This window comes from Synechococcus sp. BA-124 BA4 (assembly GCF_034931165.1).
The window spans coordinates 1-16,074 of the sequence record NZ_JAYGIA010000042.1 but is presented as its reverse complement, the minus strand read 5'-3'; the positions used below and the strand labels follow the sequence as shown (position 1 = coordinate 16,074).

The 16,074-nt window shown below is 67.1% G+C and carries 18 protein-coding genes and 1 pseudogene; 6 read left to right on the top strand and 13 right to left on the bottom strand.

Translation table 11 applies throughout. The annotated features are described in order from the left end of the window. The 5 genes from VB734_RS05460 to VB734_RS05440 form a co-directional block, all read right to left on the bottom strand. Positions 1-326 (bottom strand): FUSC family protein (locus VB734_RS05460; RefSeq protein ID WP_323243081.1); only part of this gene is annotated, 326 nt, incomplete at its 3' end. Further along, positions 319-1,722, bottom strand: a complete 1,404-nt coding sequence (locus VB734_RS05455; RefSeq protein WP_322782227.1) for a flavin monoamine oxidase family protein — start codon at positions 1,720-1,722, stop codon at positions 319-321. The genes VB734_RS05460 and VB734_RS05455, both read right to left, overlap by 8 nt. Before the next feature lie 66 nt (positions 1,723-1,788). After that, complete coding sequence (locus VB734_RS05450) at positions 1,789-2,232, bottom strand: Hsp20/alpha crystallin family protein (protein WP_231594529.1); 444 nt, start codon at positions 2,230-2,232, stop codon at positions 1,789-1,791. A 638-nt stretch (positions 2,233-2,870) separates the two neighbouring features. Beyond that, the gene (locus tag VB734_RS05445) at positions 2,871-3,683 is read right to left on the bottom strand and encodes a transglutaminase-like domain-containing protein (RefSeq protein WP_231594528.1); all 813 of its coding nucleotides are present in this window, start codon (positions 3,681-3,683) and stop codon (positions 2,871-2,873) included. Between the two features lie 30 nt (positions 3,684-3,713). Continuing rightward, a complete protein-coding gene (locus tag VB734_RS05440) occupies positions 3,714-4,520 on the bottom strand; it encodes an N-formylglutamate amidohydrolase (protein ID WP_197161628.1) in 807 nt (268 codons plus the stop codon). A gap of 238 nt (positions 4,521-4,758) precedes the next feature. Here VB734_RS05440 and VB734_RS05435 point away from each other — a divergent pair, with 238 nt between their 5' ends. Further along, positions 4,759-4,917 (top strand): hypothetical protein, encoded by a 159-nt coding sequence (locus VB734_RS05435; protein WP_322782226.1) that lies wholly within the window; start codon positions 4,759-4,761, stop codon positions 4,915-4,917. Between the two features lie 81 nt (positions 4,918-4,998). Continuing rightward, positions 4,999-5,646 (top strand): annotated as a pseudogene (locus tag VB734_RS05430) (cation:proton antiporter); the annotation flags it as partial. Between the two features lie 12 nt (positions 5,647-5,658). Here VB734_RS05430 and VB734_RS05425 read toward each other — a convergent pair. Further along, positions 5,659-6,750: a DUF389 domain-containing protein gene (locus VB734_RS05425; protein ID WP_416223686.1), complete on the bottom strand. Its 1,092-nt coding sequence runs from the start codon at positions 6,748-6,750 to the stop codon at positions 5,659-5,661. Between the two features lie 116 nt (positions 6,751-6,866). Here VB734_RS05425 and VB734_RS05420 point away from each other — a divergent pair, with 116 nt between their 5' ends. Together VB734_RS05420 and VB734_RS05415 are read left to right on the top strand one after the other, a co-directional pair. Continuing rightward, positions 6,867-7,373 carry a thioredoxin family protein gene (locus VB734_RS05420; RefSeq protein WP_323243080.1) on the top strand — a complete coding sequence of 169 codons (507 nt, stop codon included), beginning with the start codon at positions 6,867-6,869 and terminating at the stop codon, positions 7,371-7,373. Beyond that, positions 7,370-8,188, top strand: a complete 819-nt coding sequence (locus VB734_RS05415) for a cytochrome c biogenesis protein CcdA (RefSeq protein WP_197161617.1) — start codon at positions 7,370-7,372, stop codon at positions 8,186-8,188. Before VB734_RS05420 ends, VB734_RS05415 begins: the two co-directional genes overlap by 4 nt. 182 nt (positions 8,189-8,370) lie before the next feature. Here VB734_RS05415 and VB734_RS05410 read toward each other — a convergent pair whose 3' ends face one another. From VB734_RS05410 to VB734_RS05380, 7 genes are all read right to left on the bottom strand, one after another. Then, entirely contained in the window at positions 8,371-8,619 is a 249-nt protein-coding gene (locus VB734_RS05410; RefSeq protein WP_197161616.1) for a hypothetical protein, read from the bottom strand. Next, the gene (locus tag VB734_RS05405; RefSeq protein WP_323243079.1) at positions 8,616-8,783 is read right to left on the bottom strand and encodes a hypothetical protein; all 168 of its coding nucleotides are present in this window, start codon (positions 8,781-8,783) and stop codon (positions 8,616-8,618) included. Before VB734_RS05405 ends, VB734_RS05410 begins: the two co-directional genes overlap by 4 nt. Positions 8,784-9,021: 238 nt before the next feature. Further along, the gene (locus VB734_RS05400; RefSeq protein WP_197161610.1) at positions 9,022-10,683 is read right to left on the bottom strand and encodes an urea transporter; all 1,662 of its coding nucleotides are present in this window, start codon (positions 10,681-10,683) and stop codon (positions 9,022-9,024) included. Positions 10,684-11,003: 320 nt separating this feature from the next. Next, positions 11,004-11,288, bottom strand: coding sequence for an STAS/SEC14 domain-containing protein (locus VB734_RS05395; protein ID WP_197161608.1), 285 nt, complete (start codon positions 11,286-11,288; stop codon positions 11,004-11,006). A gap of 708 nt (positions 11,289-11,996) precedes the next feature. Continuing rightward, a complete protein-coding gene (locus tag VB734_RS05390; RefSeq protein ID WP_231594527.1) occupies positions 11,997-13,553 on the bottom strand; it encodes a cytochrome P450 in 1,557 nt (518 codons plus the stop codon). Between the two features lie 183 nt (positions 13,554-13,736). Next, complete coding sequence (locus tag VB734_RS05385; protein ID WP_231594975.1) at positions 13,737-13,904, bottom strand: chlorophyll a/b-binding protein; 168 nt, start codon at positions 13,902-13,904, stop codon at positions 13,737-13,739. Positions 13,905-14,389: 485 nt separating this feature from the next. Beyond that, positions 14,390-14,779, bottom strand: coding sequence for a DUF6632 domain-containing protein (locus tag VB734_RS05380; RefSeq protein WP_197161603.1), 390 nt, complete (start codon positions 14,777-14,779; stop codon positions 14,390-14,392). Positions 14,780-15,153: 374 nt separating this feature from the next. Between VB734_RS05380 and VB734_RS05375 the strand changes: the two genes are divergently transcribed. Next, a complete protein-coding gene (locus VB734_RS05375; protein ID WP_197161600.1) occupies positions 15,154-15,849 on the top strand; it encodes a GAF domain-containing protein in 696 nt (231 codons plus the stop codon). Beyond that, positions 15,846-15,980 (top strand): hypothetical protein, encoded by a 135-nt coding sequence (locus VB734_RS05370; RefSeq protein WP_322782224.1) that lies wholly within the window; start codon positions 15,846-15,848, stop codon positions 15,978-15,980. Before VB734_RS05375 ends, VB734_RS05370 begins: the two co-directional genes overlap by 4 nt. Positions 15,981-16,074 lie beyond the last annotated feature (94 nt).

The following is a 16,074-nucleotide window of genomic DNA, read 5'->3' as shown; positions in this document are numbered from 1 at the left end:
GTGCTGGCCAGCACCGCCACCACCAGCCCGGTGCGTACGCTGGCCACATCAGGCCGCGCGGCCAGCCAGCGCTGGTAAGCCGCCGCGCCCAGGGCCGTGCCCAGCAGCCGGCGGCGTGAGATCAGCCAGGAGTCGACCAGGGTCGACTGGGTGACGATGATCGTGGTGATCGGTGCCCAGTAGGGATCCGGCAGGCGGAGGCCGCTGGCCACGGCCATCGAGACACCGGCCGCGAGGGCCGTGCGCAGGGCATGCAGGCTCCAGAGCCGCCAGCCCAGCTCGCGGGGATCGCGCTCGCGCAACTGAGGAGATCTGGATTCAGCCAAGCCGTTGAACCAGCGCCGCCGCTGCCTCCTCGCCGCTGCGCACCGCCCCCTCGAAGAACCCGGGCCAGCGCTCGGCCACCTCGGTGCCGGCCCAGAACACCCGGCCGTGGGGCCGGCGCATGGCCTCACCGCAGCGGGTCCACAGCCCCGGCGGCATCCAGCCGGCATAGGCGCCAGCCACGAACGGAACCGACGGCCAGTCCTTCTCCACATAGGCCAGGGGCTCGAGGGCCTGGGGTCCCAGGTAGGCGGCCAGATCCGCCAGCACCGCCTGCCGGCGCCCGGCTTCGCCCAGGCCGGCCCAGCACCGGTGACGATGCCCCGCCACGAAAGCGGCCAGGACCCCACAGCCGTTTTCGGGATCGGAGCTGTCGGCGCAGAGTTCCACGACGGGACGATCGCCGATGGCGATCCCCGACAGCCCCTGCTGCCGCCACCAGGGCTTCGCATACACCACCAGCACCTTGGCGCAGGCGCCCATCGCCATCTCCTGGTTGAGCTGCCGGCGGTCGGCGGGCAGCTCCGGCATGAAGCGCAGCTGGGCCACCTGCGCCGGCGGCATCGCCACGATCACGGCCCGGCAGGGATAGGTGGCCCGATCGGTGTGCACCCGCACCGGGTGCCCGGCCTCAGGGGACAGCTGCTCAATGGCCCGCACCGGCTCGCCCAGACGCAGCACCCCCTCCCCCAACTCGCCGCTGAGCAGGGCCGGCAGCTGGCCGGCACCGCCATGGAGCAGGAACTCCTCCGGGCGCTCGCCCTGGGGGGCGGTGCGCTGGCCCCAGAGCACGTGCAGGAGCGAGACCTGCTCCGGCTCAGCAGGGCCGAGGAAGCCGACGGCCCGGCAGAAATAGGCGAAATACCAGGCGGCGAAGGGCGTGTGGGTGGTCTCGTCGATCCAGTCCTGGAAGCTGCGGCGATCGAGCTCGGCGGCGGCGGGATGGTGATGGGGGTGGCCCGCCGGCAGCTGGGCCACCAGGGCCTGGAACCGCTCCAGGGCGGCCATGGCATCGTCCCAGTCGGCGCTGGGCACGGCGGGGGGCTGACCCTCGGGGAAGCCCTGGAAGAAACCGGCGAACGTGCAGCGGCTCGCGCCGAACACCAGCACCGTATCGCCGGCATGGGGAGACTCGAAACGGCGGATGCCGTGGCGGTCGAGAAGGTCCAGCATGCGGGTCTGGCTGGGGCCGACCCACTGGCCGCCGAGGTCGATCCAGGGCTGGCGGCCGCCCTCCAGCTGGAGGCGCTCACCGGTCATCCGACCCCCCACCGTGGCGGCTGCCTCGATCAGCCGCAGTGAGCGGCCCGCCTTCTGCAGAGCACGGGCCGCCACCAGGCCGGAGAGTCCGGCTCCCACCACCACGGCGTCAACGGCTTCGGCGGCAGGGGGACTCATCCAGCCAGCATCGCAAGCGGACAGAGGCGTGGTCTCAGCGATGGCCAGGCCATGGCCCGGCCGGGATCACTGGACCGGAATCTGGACCGGTTCCTCGCTCGGACGGGGGCCCTTGCGGGGCAGGGACACCGTCAGCTGGCCATCGTTGGCCGTGGCGGTCATCGCTGACGCGTCGGCATCGTCGGGGAGGGTGAAACTGCGGCTGAAGCTGCCGTAGGCCCGCTCGACCCGGTGCATGCGCTCAGTGTCCTCCTTGTGCTCCTGTTGGCGCTGACCCTGAATGGTGAGGACACCGTCCTGGAGGGTGACCTTCAGGTCGTCCTTGCGGACTCCGGGGATGTCGGCCCGCACCTCATAGCCCGTGTCGGATTCGGAGATGTCCACACGCGGGTGCCAGTCATGCAGGGGCCCGTTCGCCAGAGCTGAACTGGTGCGGCCGAATGGCCAGGGCAGCCCGAGGGTGTAGCGATCGAACAGATCTTCGACATCCTTGAGCGATTCGCGTTTCATGAGCGCCATGGTGCGACCTCCTGGGTGAAAGGGTGGTGAGGATGTGATCCAGGCCGGTACGGCCGCGCTGATTGCGGAGTTCAGGATGATGCGGGTTCCGGCACCCCCTGAACCACGGTCGGCGACAACCGCCGGGTGGATCCCTCTTGATCTGACTGTCGATCCGCCGGAGACCCTTGAGAAGGTGCGGGAGACCGACCCTCAGCCTCGGTGCGGCAGGGCTGAGGCCTGTTCGATCCTCCAGAGACTCACGCCGATCCAGAGAACCAGCATCGGACTGATCCTGAGCCTGAACATCCAAAGCTGCATTGATCGGAACCTGCACTGATGTGAGCCTGCAGCACTGTGAAACCTTGGCGAATCATCCTGCCGTTGGATCACTCAGAAACCATCCCGTGCCGACTCGAGAGGCCAAGCCACGTGATACCTGGCCGTGGCATACTTCACGCTCCCAGACCATCAGCCTGTGACGAACAACAAAGGCACTGGCGGATCAGTGCTGACTGGCGTCCTGGTCGTCCTGGCTGTCCTTGGCGGCCTGGCGCTGCTGGGCTGGCTCACCATCGTGATGCTCGATCTCAAGCACCTGAACACCTCAGGCTTCACCCTCCCCTGACGGGGTCCCCATGCAGGCCTGATCAGGCGGTCCACACCCGGAAGGAGTCCAGTGTCGAGGGGCCGAAGCTGGTGGTGAGCGCCACATCGGCTGCATCCCGGCCGCGGGCGATCAGGATCCGCCCGATCCGCGGGGTGTTGTTGCGCGGGTCGAAGACGTGCCAGCCATCGTCGAGGTAGGCCTCGAACCAGGCCGAGAAGTCCATGGCCGAGTGGGGCGGTGGCACGCCGATGTCGCTCAGGTAACCGGTGCAGTAGCGGGCCGGGATGTTCATGCAGCGGCAGAAGGCGATCGCGAGATGGGTGAAGTCGCGGCAGACACCCTCCTGGCTCTGGTAGGTGGTCAGGGCTGATTTGGTGGGGCTGGTGCGGCTGTAGTCGAAGCGCACATGGCGGTGCACGGCGTCACAGATCGCCTGCACCCGCCCCCAGCCGGTGGGAGTCTCCGCGAACAGCGACCAGGCCAGATCGGTGAGCAGATCGCTTTCGCAGTAGCGGCTGCTGAGCAGGTAGAGGAGCACTTCGTCCGGCAGGTCGTCCACCGGTCGCTGCTGCAGCTGGGGCAGTACCGGATCGGGCCGGCCCGAATCCGCCACCAGCCCCGTGGCCTGCAACCGCAGCACACCGGCCGGTGCCACCAGCCGCTGGCAGTGGTTGCCGAAGGAATCCACGTAGGAGCGCAGGGGCACCTCGGGGATCGTCTGCAGCGTGTCGGGCTCGAGCAGATCCGCCGCCCGGCTGGCATGCACGCCGAGGGTCACGATCATCGGCGTCGGCTGCGGGCAGCGGAGTGCCAGGTCGAACCCCACGCGGATCTCGACCGCTCCAGACGGCATCGGGGCGGGGTTGTGCTGTGAGTCCATGCATCAGCCTAGGGACGACGGACCGACCTGCAGCGGCGGCAAGGCCTCCGCCAGTGCGGTTTCCAGCACGTCGGCGAGGCGCTCGGCCCACTCCTGCTGCCCCGCCGCCGTGGCCAGCAGGTCCTGGCGGACCTCCAGTTCCACATGGGGAATCCGCCGTTGCTCGCCGTGCACCACCAGTGTGTGGTCGCTGGCATCACTCACCGCATAGGGCTCGTTGTCGCCCACCTGCAGGCCTGGATCCCGCCTGAGTTCCCGCAGCAGCCGTCGGGCCAGGCGCCCGTCACGGCCATGAAGCACACCCACGTGCCAGGGACGCTCCTGGCCGGCATGCACCGGCGTGAAACTGTGCAGAGCCACCAGCACAGTGGGCTGGCCGCGGCGGGAGCGCCCATCGAGCTCAGCGGCGATGCGGCGGTGGTAGGGATCGAAGAGCGCGCTCCGCCGTTGCTCACGCTCGGCAGAGGAGAGCGCGTCATTGGCCGGGATCCGTGTGTGCTCGCTGAGGCTCACGATCGAGTCCGGCGCCCAGGGCGGACGGTTCACGTCGATCACCAGCCGCGAATAGTTGTGCAGGATCAGGAAGGCATCCAGCCGGGCCGCCAGGCGCTCGCCCAGCCCGGCCACCCCCAGATCCCAGGCCACATGGGTATCGAGCACCCCGCGGCCGAGCTGAAGACCGGCCAGGCGGCCGGGAATGGCACGGCCGGCGTGGTCGGCGGTGAGCAGAAGGGCGGAGCGGCCGCCGGAGCCGACGATGCGGAACACGTCCGGATCGCCGGCTCCCAGCAGGGGATCCGGAAGCGGCATGGCAGTCAGATGGGGGGGGCGTGAAGACGAACGGGTGTGAGGCGATCCCAGCGGCAGCGGCGATCCTCAGGGTCTGGCCATCACCACCCGATCGCCTCACGACGGAGAGCACTCGCCGATGCGATGCAGCAGCGGTTCTGCTCAGAACTTTCGCAGTTCCCGGCGCATCTTGAGGGGGTGATGGCCGGCCTGCTGCTGGTGGACGATCACGATCGACGCAGCGGCCAGGATCAGGGTGATGACGGCCACGACACCCCAGGAGATGGCCGGCCGGCCCACGGGAGGACCTCCGGGTCGCCTGGGGGACCCGCGGCGGCGCCGTCCTGATGGCCTGTGGAACCTGTCCATCGTCGATCCTCAGTCTCTGATCCCGACCCCGATCGATGGAGAGGGGTGAAAAGATGCCCAGCATCGCCCCAGCCGGCCTGCCATGGACGTTCCAGCCCTTCTGCTCGCGGCCGGTGGCCACCAGCTCGAAATCGCGGCGGCCGGGGTGTTCGTGATCGTGGCGCTGGTCCTGAGTCGGACCGCCGCCCCCTCCTTCGACTGGCTGCTCGATCGCCTGCAGGCCCCGGGAGAGGTGGTGGTGGCGGCCTTCCTGGTGCTCACGGTGGCCTGCTTCGCCGCCCAGGCCTTCGGCCTGGAGGCGGCCCTGGGGGCCTTCGCCGGCGGCCTGATCCTGAGTTCCTCGCGGCACCGGCATGCGATCGAGGAGGCGGTGAAGCCCCTGGTGGCGCTGTTCGCCACCGTCTTCTTCGTGCTGATCGGCAGCGGCATGGATCTGTCCGTGCTCAATCCCTTCGACGCCGCCAACCACGAAGGGCTGGTGATTGCCGGCTTTCTGCTGGCGGCTGCCGTGGTCAGCAAGGTGGCGGCCGGATGGAGCTACGTCAGCCGGGAGCCCACCAACCGGCTGGCGGTGGGGCTTGGGATGATGCCCCGCGGCGAGGTGGGGTTGATCTTTCTCGGCCTGGGCACCCAGACCGGGGTGCTGGGGTCATCGCTGGAGGCGGCGATCCTGCTGATGGTGATCGGCACCACCTTTCTGGCTCCGGTGCTGCTGCGCCTGGTGCTGGCCGATCCCGGGGCTGCCGCTGAGGTCGCCCCTGGGATCCAGGCTCCCTGACGGCGGCGCCCCCTACTCCTCGGCTGGTTGTCCTGCCGGCAACGGTGGCAGCGCCGGCGGAGGCAGCACCTCCAGCTCGGGGGGATTGGGAGCGGTTTCCGGACCGATCAGGTCCACCGCGGAGCGTTGCACCACCAGCCGGAAGCGCAAGGGGGCCTGGTTCCTGTTGATGAAGTCCTGCACCGCCGCCACCTGTGCTGACGTGGGCAGCGCGGGATCGGTGACCCGCACCTGGGCCCGGATCAGCGGTGGATTCTTCTGCCAGTCGATCGAGATCCCGACCATGTCGATGGCTGGATCAGCGCCCAGGGTGATGGTGCTGCTGCGCAACTGCTGTTCGATCACGGTCTCCAGCTGCTGCGCCTTCGTTTCCAGTCGGTAGCGGTCGACCAGGCGAAAGAAGCTCGTGCCGAGCGGGATCACCAGCAGGGCGGTGAGGGCCACGCTGGTGAGACCGAGGCGGCTGTGGAACAGGCGGCGCCGATACACCCGCTCGAGGGTGGCCAGGGCCGCCATCGCGCCCACCATGATCCCCAGCAGGTTGGTGGTGAAGAGCAGCAGCGCCCCATAGGCCTGGGCCCAGTAGGAGGAGGCCAGCAGGATTCCCACCACGCACATCGGTGGCACCAGGGCCACGGCGATCGCCAGGCCGGCCAGGGCCGAGATCGCGTCCTTCCTGAGCTTGGCGAACATCGCCACCGCTCCGGCCACCAGGGCCACGCCCAGATCCAGCAGGTTGGGGCTGGTGCGGTTCATCACCTCGCTGCCGAAGCTGGGGAAGGCCACCAGATGGCCCACCCCCATCGCCAGCAGCACGCAGATCACCACCCCCAGCAGCAGGGTGCGCAGGGCCCGCAGAAACATCGGCAGCCGCCCCCGCAGGATCTCGAAGGCCATCGCCTGCAGCGGCAGGATCCAGGGGGCGACCACCATGGCGCCGATCACCACACCGGGGCTGTTGGCCAGCAAGCCCAGGCTGGCGATCAGGGTGGCCCCCACCATGAGCACCACGAACACCAGGTTGAAGCTGGCCTCATGCTCGAACTCCTGGCGCAGGGCCTCGAGGCGGGCATCGTCCGGAGTGCCGAGGGAGACAGTCAACACTGGGCCGGAGACGGTCGGCGGGTGCCCATGATGCCGCCCTGCGCCGACCTTTCCGGCCCGTTGGCGCAGCTCCCCCCATCGATGCAAACCGATTCAGGGCTGGTTCGGTACTTGAGGTGGACCTGTCCGCCGTTGTGATGCCGATTCCCCTGACCGCCCTGCTGCTCGCACTCACCGCCCCTCAGCCCGTCGTCCTGCCTGGATTCACTGAAGCCGGCACCCGGCCAGCGGCCGTGGCTGCCGGCGGATGGGTCGCTCAGACACAGGCTGCCCCCCTGGCCCCTTCCCTGCAGGGCAAACCGGTTGTGGTTGACATCTACGCCAGCTGGTGCGGGGCCTGCCGCACGATCGCCCCCACCCTGCGCTCCCTTGAGCAAGAGCAGGCCGGGAAGGCCACGTTCGTGACATTCGATGTGTCGGATGCCGGCAAGCTGAAGGCCTCGCGTGCCAGGGCCGCGACGCTGGGGCTTGGCGCCTTCCTGGAGGCCAACCGCAGTCAGACCTCGCTGGTGGCCGTGATCAACCCGGCCACCGGCGCCACGGTGCAGACCTTCCGGGCCAGCACCGATGAGCGCGCCTACAGCTCGGCGATCCGGAAGACTCAGGCGCAGCTCAAGCCGTGAACAGTGCTGCTCGCTGGAAGGGCCGTTCCCTGCTGCTGACGCTGGCCGGGCTGGCGCTGCTCGGGGTGCTGGCGCTGCAATGGCTGCCGCGGATCGGCGCGCAGCTCGATCTGGCGATCCTCAGCGTGTCGCAGGCCTACGCCCGGCAGTTCGAGGCCAGGCCCGCTGGCCCCGGAATTCTGCTGCCGCTGGTGGCGTTCGGCGGCGGACTGCTGGCGAGCGTCTCGCCCTGCGTGCTGGCCATGCTGCCGCTGAACCTCAGTTACATCGGCACGCTCGGCACGCTCAGCCGGCGCCAGGCCGCCGTGAGGGTGGGGGGCTTCGTGGCCGGCACCGTCGTTGTGCTCAGCCTGTTCGGGCTGATCGCCTCCTTCGCTTCGGCGATCGTGGTGGACCACCGCGGCCCGGTGCACCTGGCGGTGGGACTGACCATCCTGGTGATGGGCCTGAAGCTGAACGGCTGGGTGCCCCTGCCCCTGCCCCGCCTGCCGGAACTGCCCCCCGCCGGTGGACCGTTCCTGGTGGGGATCGGCTTCGGCCTGATCAGCTCCCCGTGCGCCAGTCCGGTGCTCTTCTCGGTGCTCGCAGCCGCTGCCGGCACGGGCTCCACGGAGCTGTCGGTGGTCACGATGATGAGCTACGCCCTGGGCTACACCGTGGTGATTGCCGCGTCCAGCCTCTGGGTGGGCCTGCTGAGTGCATCCAGGCGGCTGCTCAGCCATAGCGGAATGATCACCCGACTGAGCACCCTGGTGCTGTTGGCGGCAGGGATTTACTACACCGGCCAGGGTCTGATCTGGACCTGGCAGAACTGAGCCGGATTCTGGATTGGGCTGAGCTTGCTCCTGATGACCCGCCCAAACAAGCCTGGGCGGCGGCGATCGCGGCCTCTCGTCAAGGCTGAACAGACAACAGACGGCTCGCGCTGAACGTTGAGCCGTGGGAGCCAGCGGGAGAGCAGAAGTGATGGCTCAGATGGCTCACATCCCAGCCCAGATCACAGTGATTCAGCGATCGCCCCGTTGAGGGTGCCGCCATTGGTGGAGTCGAAGAAGGGGTTCTTTCCGTTGAACCACACATCACCTGAGGGAATCACATCGGCGTTGTGGAAGTGCATGATGGCATCGCCGTCAATGTGTGCGGCAGGCAGGTGCAGGAGGTCGATGGTCTCATCGTCGACATGCAGCTGCAGGCCGGTCTCGAAGGTCAGCACCGGCAGGGCATCGCCGGGAGCAGGCGGGGTCACCTCTGAAACGCCGGGATTCTCGAGCCCTCAGCCAGGCGCTTGCGCACACGTGTGTGGGGCACGATCCCGGCGCCACGGCGGGCAAACCTTGCATCCACCAGCAGGGTTCCCTGTGAACCGGTGAGGGCCCCGATGTTTCCCCCTTCGCCCGTGATCATCGCCACGGAACCCTGCACAGAAACAGCCCGAACGGGCTCGGCCTCAGCGCCAGAAGCGGCGACCATTGGATGACTGATCAGGCCGATCAGCAGGGCCAGCGCAACAACAACCCAGGAAAGAACACCCTGAAAACGATGCAATGAAGACTCAGCAACTGTTGATTCAACGGTCCCATGATCAAGGATCCTGGTGCATCGTCCCATCGTGCATTGTCTCGTCCGATCATTTCCTCTGCCCGACCCCTCAGGTCAGCAGCAGCAGATCGAGAAAGCGTCCCCAGCTCAGGCCAGGGCCGGCGGCGCCACCGGCGAACACCGCCTGGTGTTCCTGCTCCCGGAGGCGGGGCTGCCCGACGCTCACCAGCAGCCGGTCGAGCTCGGCTGGGTCGAGCTCGGCATTGCCGTCGGCATCGGCCGGTTGCAGGTAGGTGAGCAGCTCTGAGCGCCCAGCCTTCAAACGACGAAGACGCAGCATCAGTTCACCGAATTCCTCGGGATCCACCCGGCCATCGCCATCGAGATCCATCCGCTTCAGGATCGACTGAAACAGCAGAAATCGTTGACGGCTGGTGACGTCGGCGCGGTTCACGCTCTGGCGCTGCATGAGCCCCGTGGCAAGCTCCGCCACGCTGAGGCTGCCGCTGCCATCACGGTCGAGTTCCTCGAACAGGTTCTGGAGTTCCTGACGCTGGGCGGCATCGGCCTGTGCCATGAGCATCGGTTGCCTCTCACCGGAGATCGCCCGCTGCAGCTGGCGGCGAAACTGCTTCAGCAGCGATCGGGCGGTGATGAAGCGTTGGCGATGTTCCTCGGGCGTGAGCACCGAGTGCAGGGCCACCGGCAGCAGAGTGGGACGTGCCCGGCGTACCGCCACCATCGTGGCCATGGTGGCCACCACGAACGGAAAGGTGAGCAGGGGCAGCCGGGCTGCGGCAAGGGTCTGGGCCAGAGGCGGTGTCACCAGGCTTGATCCAGCTGCCGCGAGCAAGGCGATCAGCAGGCTCTCACGGGTCGTGGCGTAGAACGTGCCGCCGATCGCGATGGCGGTGAGCACGCCGTTGTAGCTGCCGAGCCCCAGGGCGACGCTACCGGCATCCATGCCCATGGCCAGGGCCGTGAGGCTGGAGACCAGCCCCCCGGCCACACCCAGCAGGGCGGCCAGAGGGCTGCCGGCGGCGACGGCCACCAGAACGAACAGGCCACTGGGCAGTGATGGGCAGAGAAACACCTGTCCGAAACCCCGCACCACCCCCTGCAGCAGGTCCAAGCCGGCAGGGGCCTGGCCTATGGCAGAGCCCGACGCCATCAGGGTCAGGGCCGGATGATTGAGGGCCATCACCAGGGCCAGGACCACCCAGGTGATCAGGCAGAACGGCAGGGTGAGGGGCGGCACGCCGAGATGCCTGATCAGCCAGCCTCCCAGGTTCACGAGCAGCAGCGTGGTGAGGGCTGCCCCAACGGCCACCAACGGCATCCAGGCCAGCAGGCTGAGATGGCCATCCAGGGTGGCGAAGGCGGCTGCGGCACTGCCCACGAGCGCTCCATTGAACCCATAGATGCCGTTGTGGCGTGCACTGCGATCGCCACCGATCACGAGGGATGTGATGTTTGCCGTGGCGATTCCCAGCGCCGCGAAGATCCCCATCGCCGGCGATTGCCAGAGCAGGGCCAGCAGCAGCAACAGGCCACTGATCGGGTTGTTGATGAAGATCACCTGCCCCAGACTGCGCAGGGCACTGGTTAACGAGACAACCGCAGGTTGTCCACCCAGACGATGTCCGAACTGCGGCAGGGTTCCCGCCGTAGGCAGCCAGGGCCTCCGGGGGTGGGGGCTGGGTGGATCCACAAAGTGGGCCAGCAGATCGAAAGCGTGGGTCGGGTTGTGAGGTCCTGCGGAATGGGACATGGGGGAGAGACCAGGATGAGTCTGCAGCAAGTTCTCGAAGACTTCGAGCCAGGACTGATCGACCCTCAGCAACACTTCCACAACAGGATTCAGGCCCTCGCGATGAGGGCCAGTCGCGATGAGAGATGATCGCAAAGATGTCCCGACAATCCACCCGCTGGGCGCACGCGGATTGCCTGGATCATTGTCTGAACATAGGCCTCAGACCACGGCGTGCCACTCTCTATGCAGATCTTGCGTCCAGGATCTCCGCTCCGGTATCACCTCAGCGTCAGGCTGCTGTGGCTTGAGGGAGCTGGCTGCTTGATCCGCGCTCCAGTTCACTGGCGGATCCAGGTTTCTGCCAGGGCCTGCCAGGCCTTGTCCCCCACCACCGCCACGCGACGAACAGCCCGGTGATGGTCCCTGACGAGCGCGAGGTGGCGCCACAGGGCGCCGAGGTCGGGTTCGATCCGGTCATAGACACTGGCCTCGACCGTGCCGATGAGCTGGATCCGGATCAGATCACCGTGCCGCTCCAGGTGCATGGTGCCCAGCGACCCGGCCAACCAACCCCGAGCATCCTCCAGCTCTGCATGGGCGAACACACGCACCGGGCAGGGCATCTCCAGACCTGGGGGCAGCCCACAAAGGCGGGTCCCGGCACGGCGAGACGCTTGAGCCGGTCGTGCTGCTCGAGAGCACGATCCAGCGCCGGTGTGAGCACCCGATCGTCATCGTCAGCGGTGATCTGCTCCCGGAAGGAAAAGCCGAGGGTGCCTTCCGGCAGACCGCTCACGCATTCGATCATGGGAATGTCCTGAGGGAGGGTTCACCCGAACCGCAGCCATCAGGTCGATGAGGGCCCAACCCTGGACTGCTGTCACCCAGATGGCACTGAGGCCAGGGATCTGCCGAGCACGACGACGACTGCTTCTCGGCAGATATGCCCCCACCATGTGGATAATCCTGACGATCATGTTAAGTCCAGAGCAACGGATGTCTCCCATGTCCGCCCAACATGTGCTCAGCCGATGCTTGCCTTCGGATTTGAAGATCACCACGTGAGCGCCTGACGTCACATCGTTCTGACGCCCAGAAACGTGTTCAGATCGAGGCCTGGTCCGTGCAGATCGAGGGACTCCGCTCTGGTGGAGGACCACGACACCGTTCTGGTCAGATTGCTGGACAGGCTGTGCGCCCAGCCTCAGGTGCTCGGCAATGCCGGTCACGGGATCGATGCGATGGCCGATCCCGACGCTCTTGCGGAACAGTTGCTCGACGCAGCCGTGACCGCGGACTCGCCAAGGACGTGCCAGACCCCTGCTGCTCGATCATGAAAGGCCCGCGCCGGCCTGCATCACCCGTGGCCGGATCCGCACGGGCATGCCGTCGGCGGGATAGATCAGCAGGTTCTGCTCCTGGTTCTCCAGGGAGGCCGGGCCGTTGACCAGCTCCCAGTCGTAATGGCGCAGCAGCTGGGCCAGCATCACCGTGGCCTCCAGCATCGCCAGATGTTCGCCGATGCAGCGGTGGGTCCCTGAGCCGAAGTCGATCATCGGGGGCAAGGGCGCTCCCGCACCGGCCTGGAGCCAGCGTTCCGGCAGGAACTCCAGCGGCCTGGGGTAGGCCTGGGGATCCCGCCCAGCCCCCAGCATCGACCAGATCAGGAAGGTACCCACCGGTAGCTGGCCGATCCCTGCCAAGTCCGTCTGCTTCACCACCTGCAGGGAGGTGGAGCCCGAGGCCACCGAAAACAGGCGGAGTGTTTCCTTGATCACCCCTCGCACCAGATCCAGGGCGCCGATGCACGCCGGCGTCAGGCCGCCATGCCGCTCCCAGGCCTGATCCACCTCCTGCCTGACCCGGGCCAGGACATCGGGATGCAGGGCCAGGGAGCCTGCGGCGAAGGAGAGGGTGTGGGCGGTGGTATCGGTACCGGCGATCAGAAATTCAATGGCCTCGGCAATCAGGGAGTCCTGGTCGTAGCGGGGCTCCTTGGCCGCCATCCGCACCAGCAGCGACTGGCGGAACAGCGGAGCGACGCGCGCCTCATCGCCGGCCTCCCCGTCCCTGAGGCGCAGTGCCAGGGCCACCCGGGTGGCGAGCAGATCGTCCAGCTGCCGGCGGGCTGCCCAGTACTGGCGCGAGGCTCGGATCGGGAGAAACTTCAGCCAACGGCTCTCGCCGGTGGCGAGGCGGAGAAAGCGGTACCCCAGCACGGCCATGGCGTCATAGGTGCGGGCCACATCCAGGGGTGGGCCCTCGGGAGTTGCGGCACCTTCCTCCACGGGAATGCCCAGCATCAGGGCGGCGATGACCCGCATGGCCAGCTCCACGAACAGGGGATCCAGCGCGATGGCCTGCCCGGCCGGTGCCTGCTCGAGCCGCTCCAGAACCTGTGCGCTGGCCTGCTGGAGCAGGGGCAGATGGGCGGCAACGCTGGTGGTGGTGAATTCCGGATTCCAGGCCCTGCGCCGCCACTGCCATGCCGGGCCCTCCTCGCCGATCAGGATCGGGCCGCGCATGTCATTCCAGGCCTGCCGGGTACCGGGGGAGCGGATCAGGCTGCCGGAGCGCATTCCCTGCACGATCGTGTTCTCGATCAGGTCAGGCCGGCTGAGCACCACCACGGGCTTGCCGGCCCAGTACACGAACACCGGCCCATAGGCCTGGCTCCAGGCATGCAGGAGCTGAAAGAAGCGCTTGTGGCGCACGGCGGAGAGCACCGCCGGGATGTTCCCGAGCAGGGGAACACCCGGCGGCGCAGGCAGCTGTCGCAGGGGCGCAAAGTGTCGCCGCCAGCGCCAGACCGCCCAGACCAGGAGGCCCGCCACGGCCACGAGCAACGCGGGCATCAGCCCTGGGGCCTGGATCAGCACGGCAGCCATGCGCATGTCCTGGGGTGACGGCCATCCCACCGGGTGGTGTGGGGGGCATTGGGATCGCGGAAGGAGCCGAAAGGGAAGGCCCAGCCGGCCGAACAGCTCATCGACGATGATCGCCGCGCTCGTGCAGGCTCTCCCGGTTCAGGCCCTGGTCAGGAGGTTTTCACAAAGCGACACCTGCAGGGGTCAACGCAGCAGGGCACCAAGGCCGATCTGCTGCAGGATTCCCTGGCCAGAAACGGCCTCGATCAAGACACCGATCACGAAGCCGAGCATGGCGAGGCGACCGTTGAGGAGCTCGGCACGGCGGTGGAATCCCCAGCCACTGGCGCTCTCCGGACTGGCCCTGTACATCCTCGGTTCGATGACCTTGGGATCGAGCAGTTTCTCACCCTCTGAATCCCACATTCCTCCCTCGGATTCCGCGTAATTCCTGATCTTGGCTGGGGATGTTGAATTGGTCATGACAGTGATCTCCAAAAATAAACTTTTGCCTGATCAATTCAGGCCTGAACAAGGAGAAGACAAACGAAGAAATGAGATCTGGAGCAAGTTTCCATGGCCTCTATTCCCATGGCGATCTCCTGTGAATCCGACGGCTTGTTCCGACAGCCAATGACTGTTGCCGACCATGATGAATTGTGTCTGCTCTGGCATCTTCTCCTTGCTCTCACCTTAGTCGGAATTGTCCGCGGCGACTGAAACCTATCCACCAGAAATCAGTCCGCTACGGATGACCGCCTGCTGCCATCTGCTCCAGCGCCCGTTTCCTGTCTCCTGGGGTACGGAGACCCGTAGCGGGTTCACACTCGGGCGCGATGCTGGCCAGGCCGATCCGGCTACACCACTGAGGGGGGCGCTGCCGGACGGTTGAGCACCAGGAGCAGGACTCCCACCACGATCAGGGCCGGGATGTCTCCGAAGAGGTTGGCCTGCTCCATCGGATCGCGCAGGGCCTGCACCAGCATCACCAGACCATGCACCAGGCTCGACCAGCCGGCGAAGCCGATCAGGCTGCGGTGCTCGGCGGGCGCCCGTGCGGCGAGCAGCAGGAACACACCCAGCACCGCGAAGGTGGCGAGGATCATCTGTTCGTACTCGGCCTGGCGCGGCATCCACATGAAGCCGTCGGGCCAGATCACCGTCAGCGGGTAGAGCCCGAAGGTGTACACGAGGCCCACGGCGATCAGAGCGAACCGCAGGGCTCTGTCCTGGCTCAACTTGTTCATGGGTTCCTGCCTCCTGGAGCAGCCGTCCGCCGGGTGACCCACCCTCTGTACTCACAACAACGCCAGGTGTCAGCGACCCGGGGTGCCGGCCGGTTCGATGGCCTGCTGGCGCAGGGCGGCAGGCCTTCTGCTCCTCCTCGTGGTGCCGGGCCCAGGCCCCGCATTCAGGACTGGCCTGACCACCCGCCGGGGGGGGGGCCTTGAGGGACGCCTTCAGTGGTGCCTCCAGAGGAGTCGTCAGCCCTGGGTTCGGTCATCGCCGCCGCAGGGCATGAGGAGATGTGAACCCCTGCGAGGCCATCGAGAGGCCCTCCCTACGTTTGTGGTGGCTCCTTTGGCCCTCGGTTCAGATCTTTCGCCTCGGCCTGCCCACCATGCGCCCGACTGCGGCTTCCCGTGAAGAGGCACGCCTGGAGGCGCTGAAGGACTACTGCATCCTCGATACGGCCCCCGAGCAGTCGTACGACGACATCACCTTGCTGGCGACGCATCTCTGCGAGGTGCCGATCGCGCTGATCAGCCTGGTGGATGCCGAGCGTCAGTGGTTCAAGTCCAGGGTCGGCGTGGATGTGAGCGAAACGAGCCGGGATGTGTCGTTCTGCGCCCACGCGATTCTCGGCAAGGACACGCTCGTGGTGCGGGATGCCCGCGAAGACGAGCGCTTCCGTGACAACCCGCTGGTCTGCCAGTCGCCCCACATCGTGTTCTATGCGGGGGTCCCGCTCACCACACCGGAAGGCGCGAGGATCGGCACCCTCTGCGTGATCGATCACCGGCCCCGGGACCTCAGCGACCTGCAACTCCGCTCACTGAAGGCGCTGGCCCGGCAGGTGGTGCTGCAGCTGGAACTGAAACGGGTGTCCGATCAGCTCGCCGGCGCCCTCGAGCGCATCGATGTGATGGAGGAGCTGATCCCGATCTGCTCCTACTGCAAGGGCATTCGCAACGACCAGGGCTACTGGGGGAGCGTGGAGGCCTTCATCAAGAGCCACGACAACGTGGAGTTCTCCCACGGCGTGTGTGAGGCCTGCATGGCCAAGCACTTCCCGGAAGTGCCGCCGCTGCCGTGATCCTTGCGGCAGAAATCCGGCCCCTGCTGCTGGCTCTGCTGGCGGCCCCGCTGCTGCCGCTGCAGGGGGTGGCCCGTGCGGCGGAGACTCCATGCAGCGACCTGATTACCCATAAGCCTCCGCAACCCTGAGAGACCCCTCTGTGACTGGCTTGCAGCAGCAAACAGCATTGGCAATGCGCTCTGTCATCGCAGCCATTGCAAAGCGCCGGTTAAAGCGGAAGCA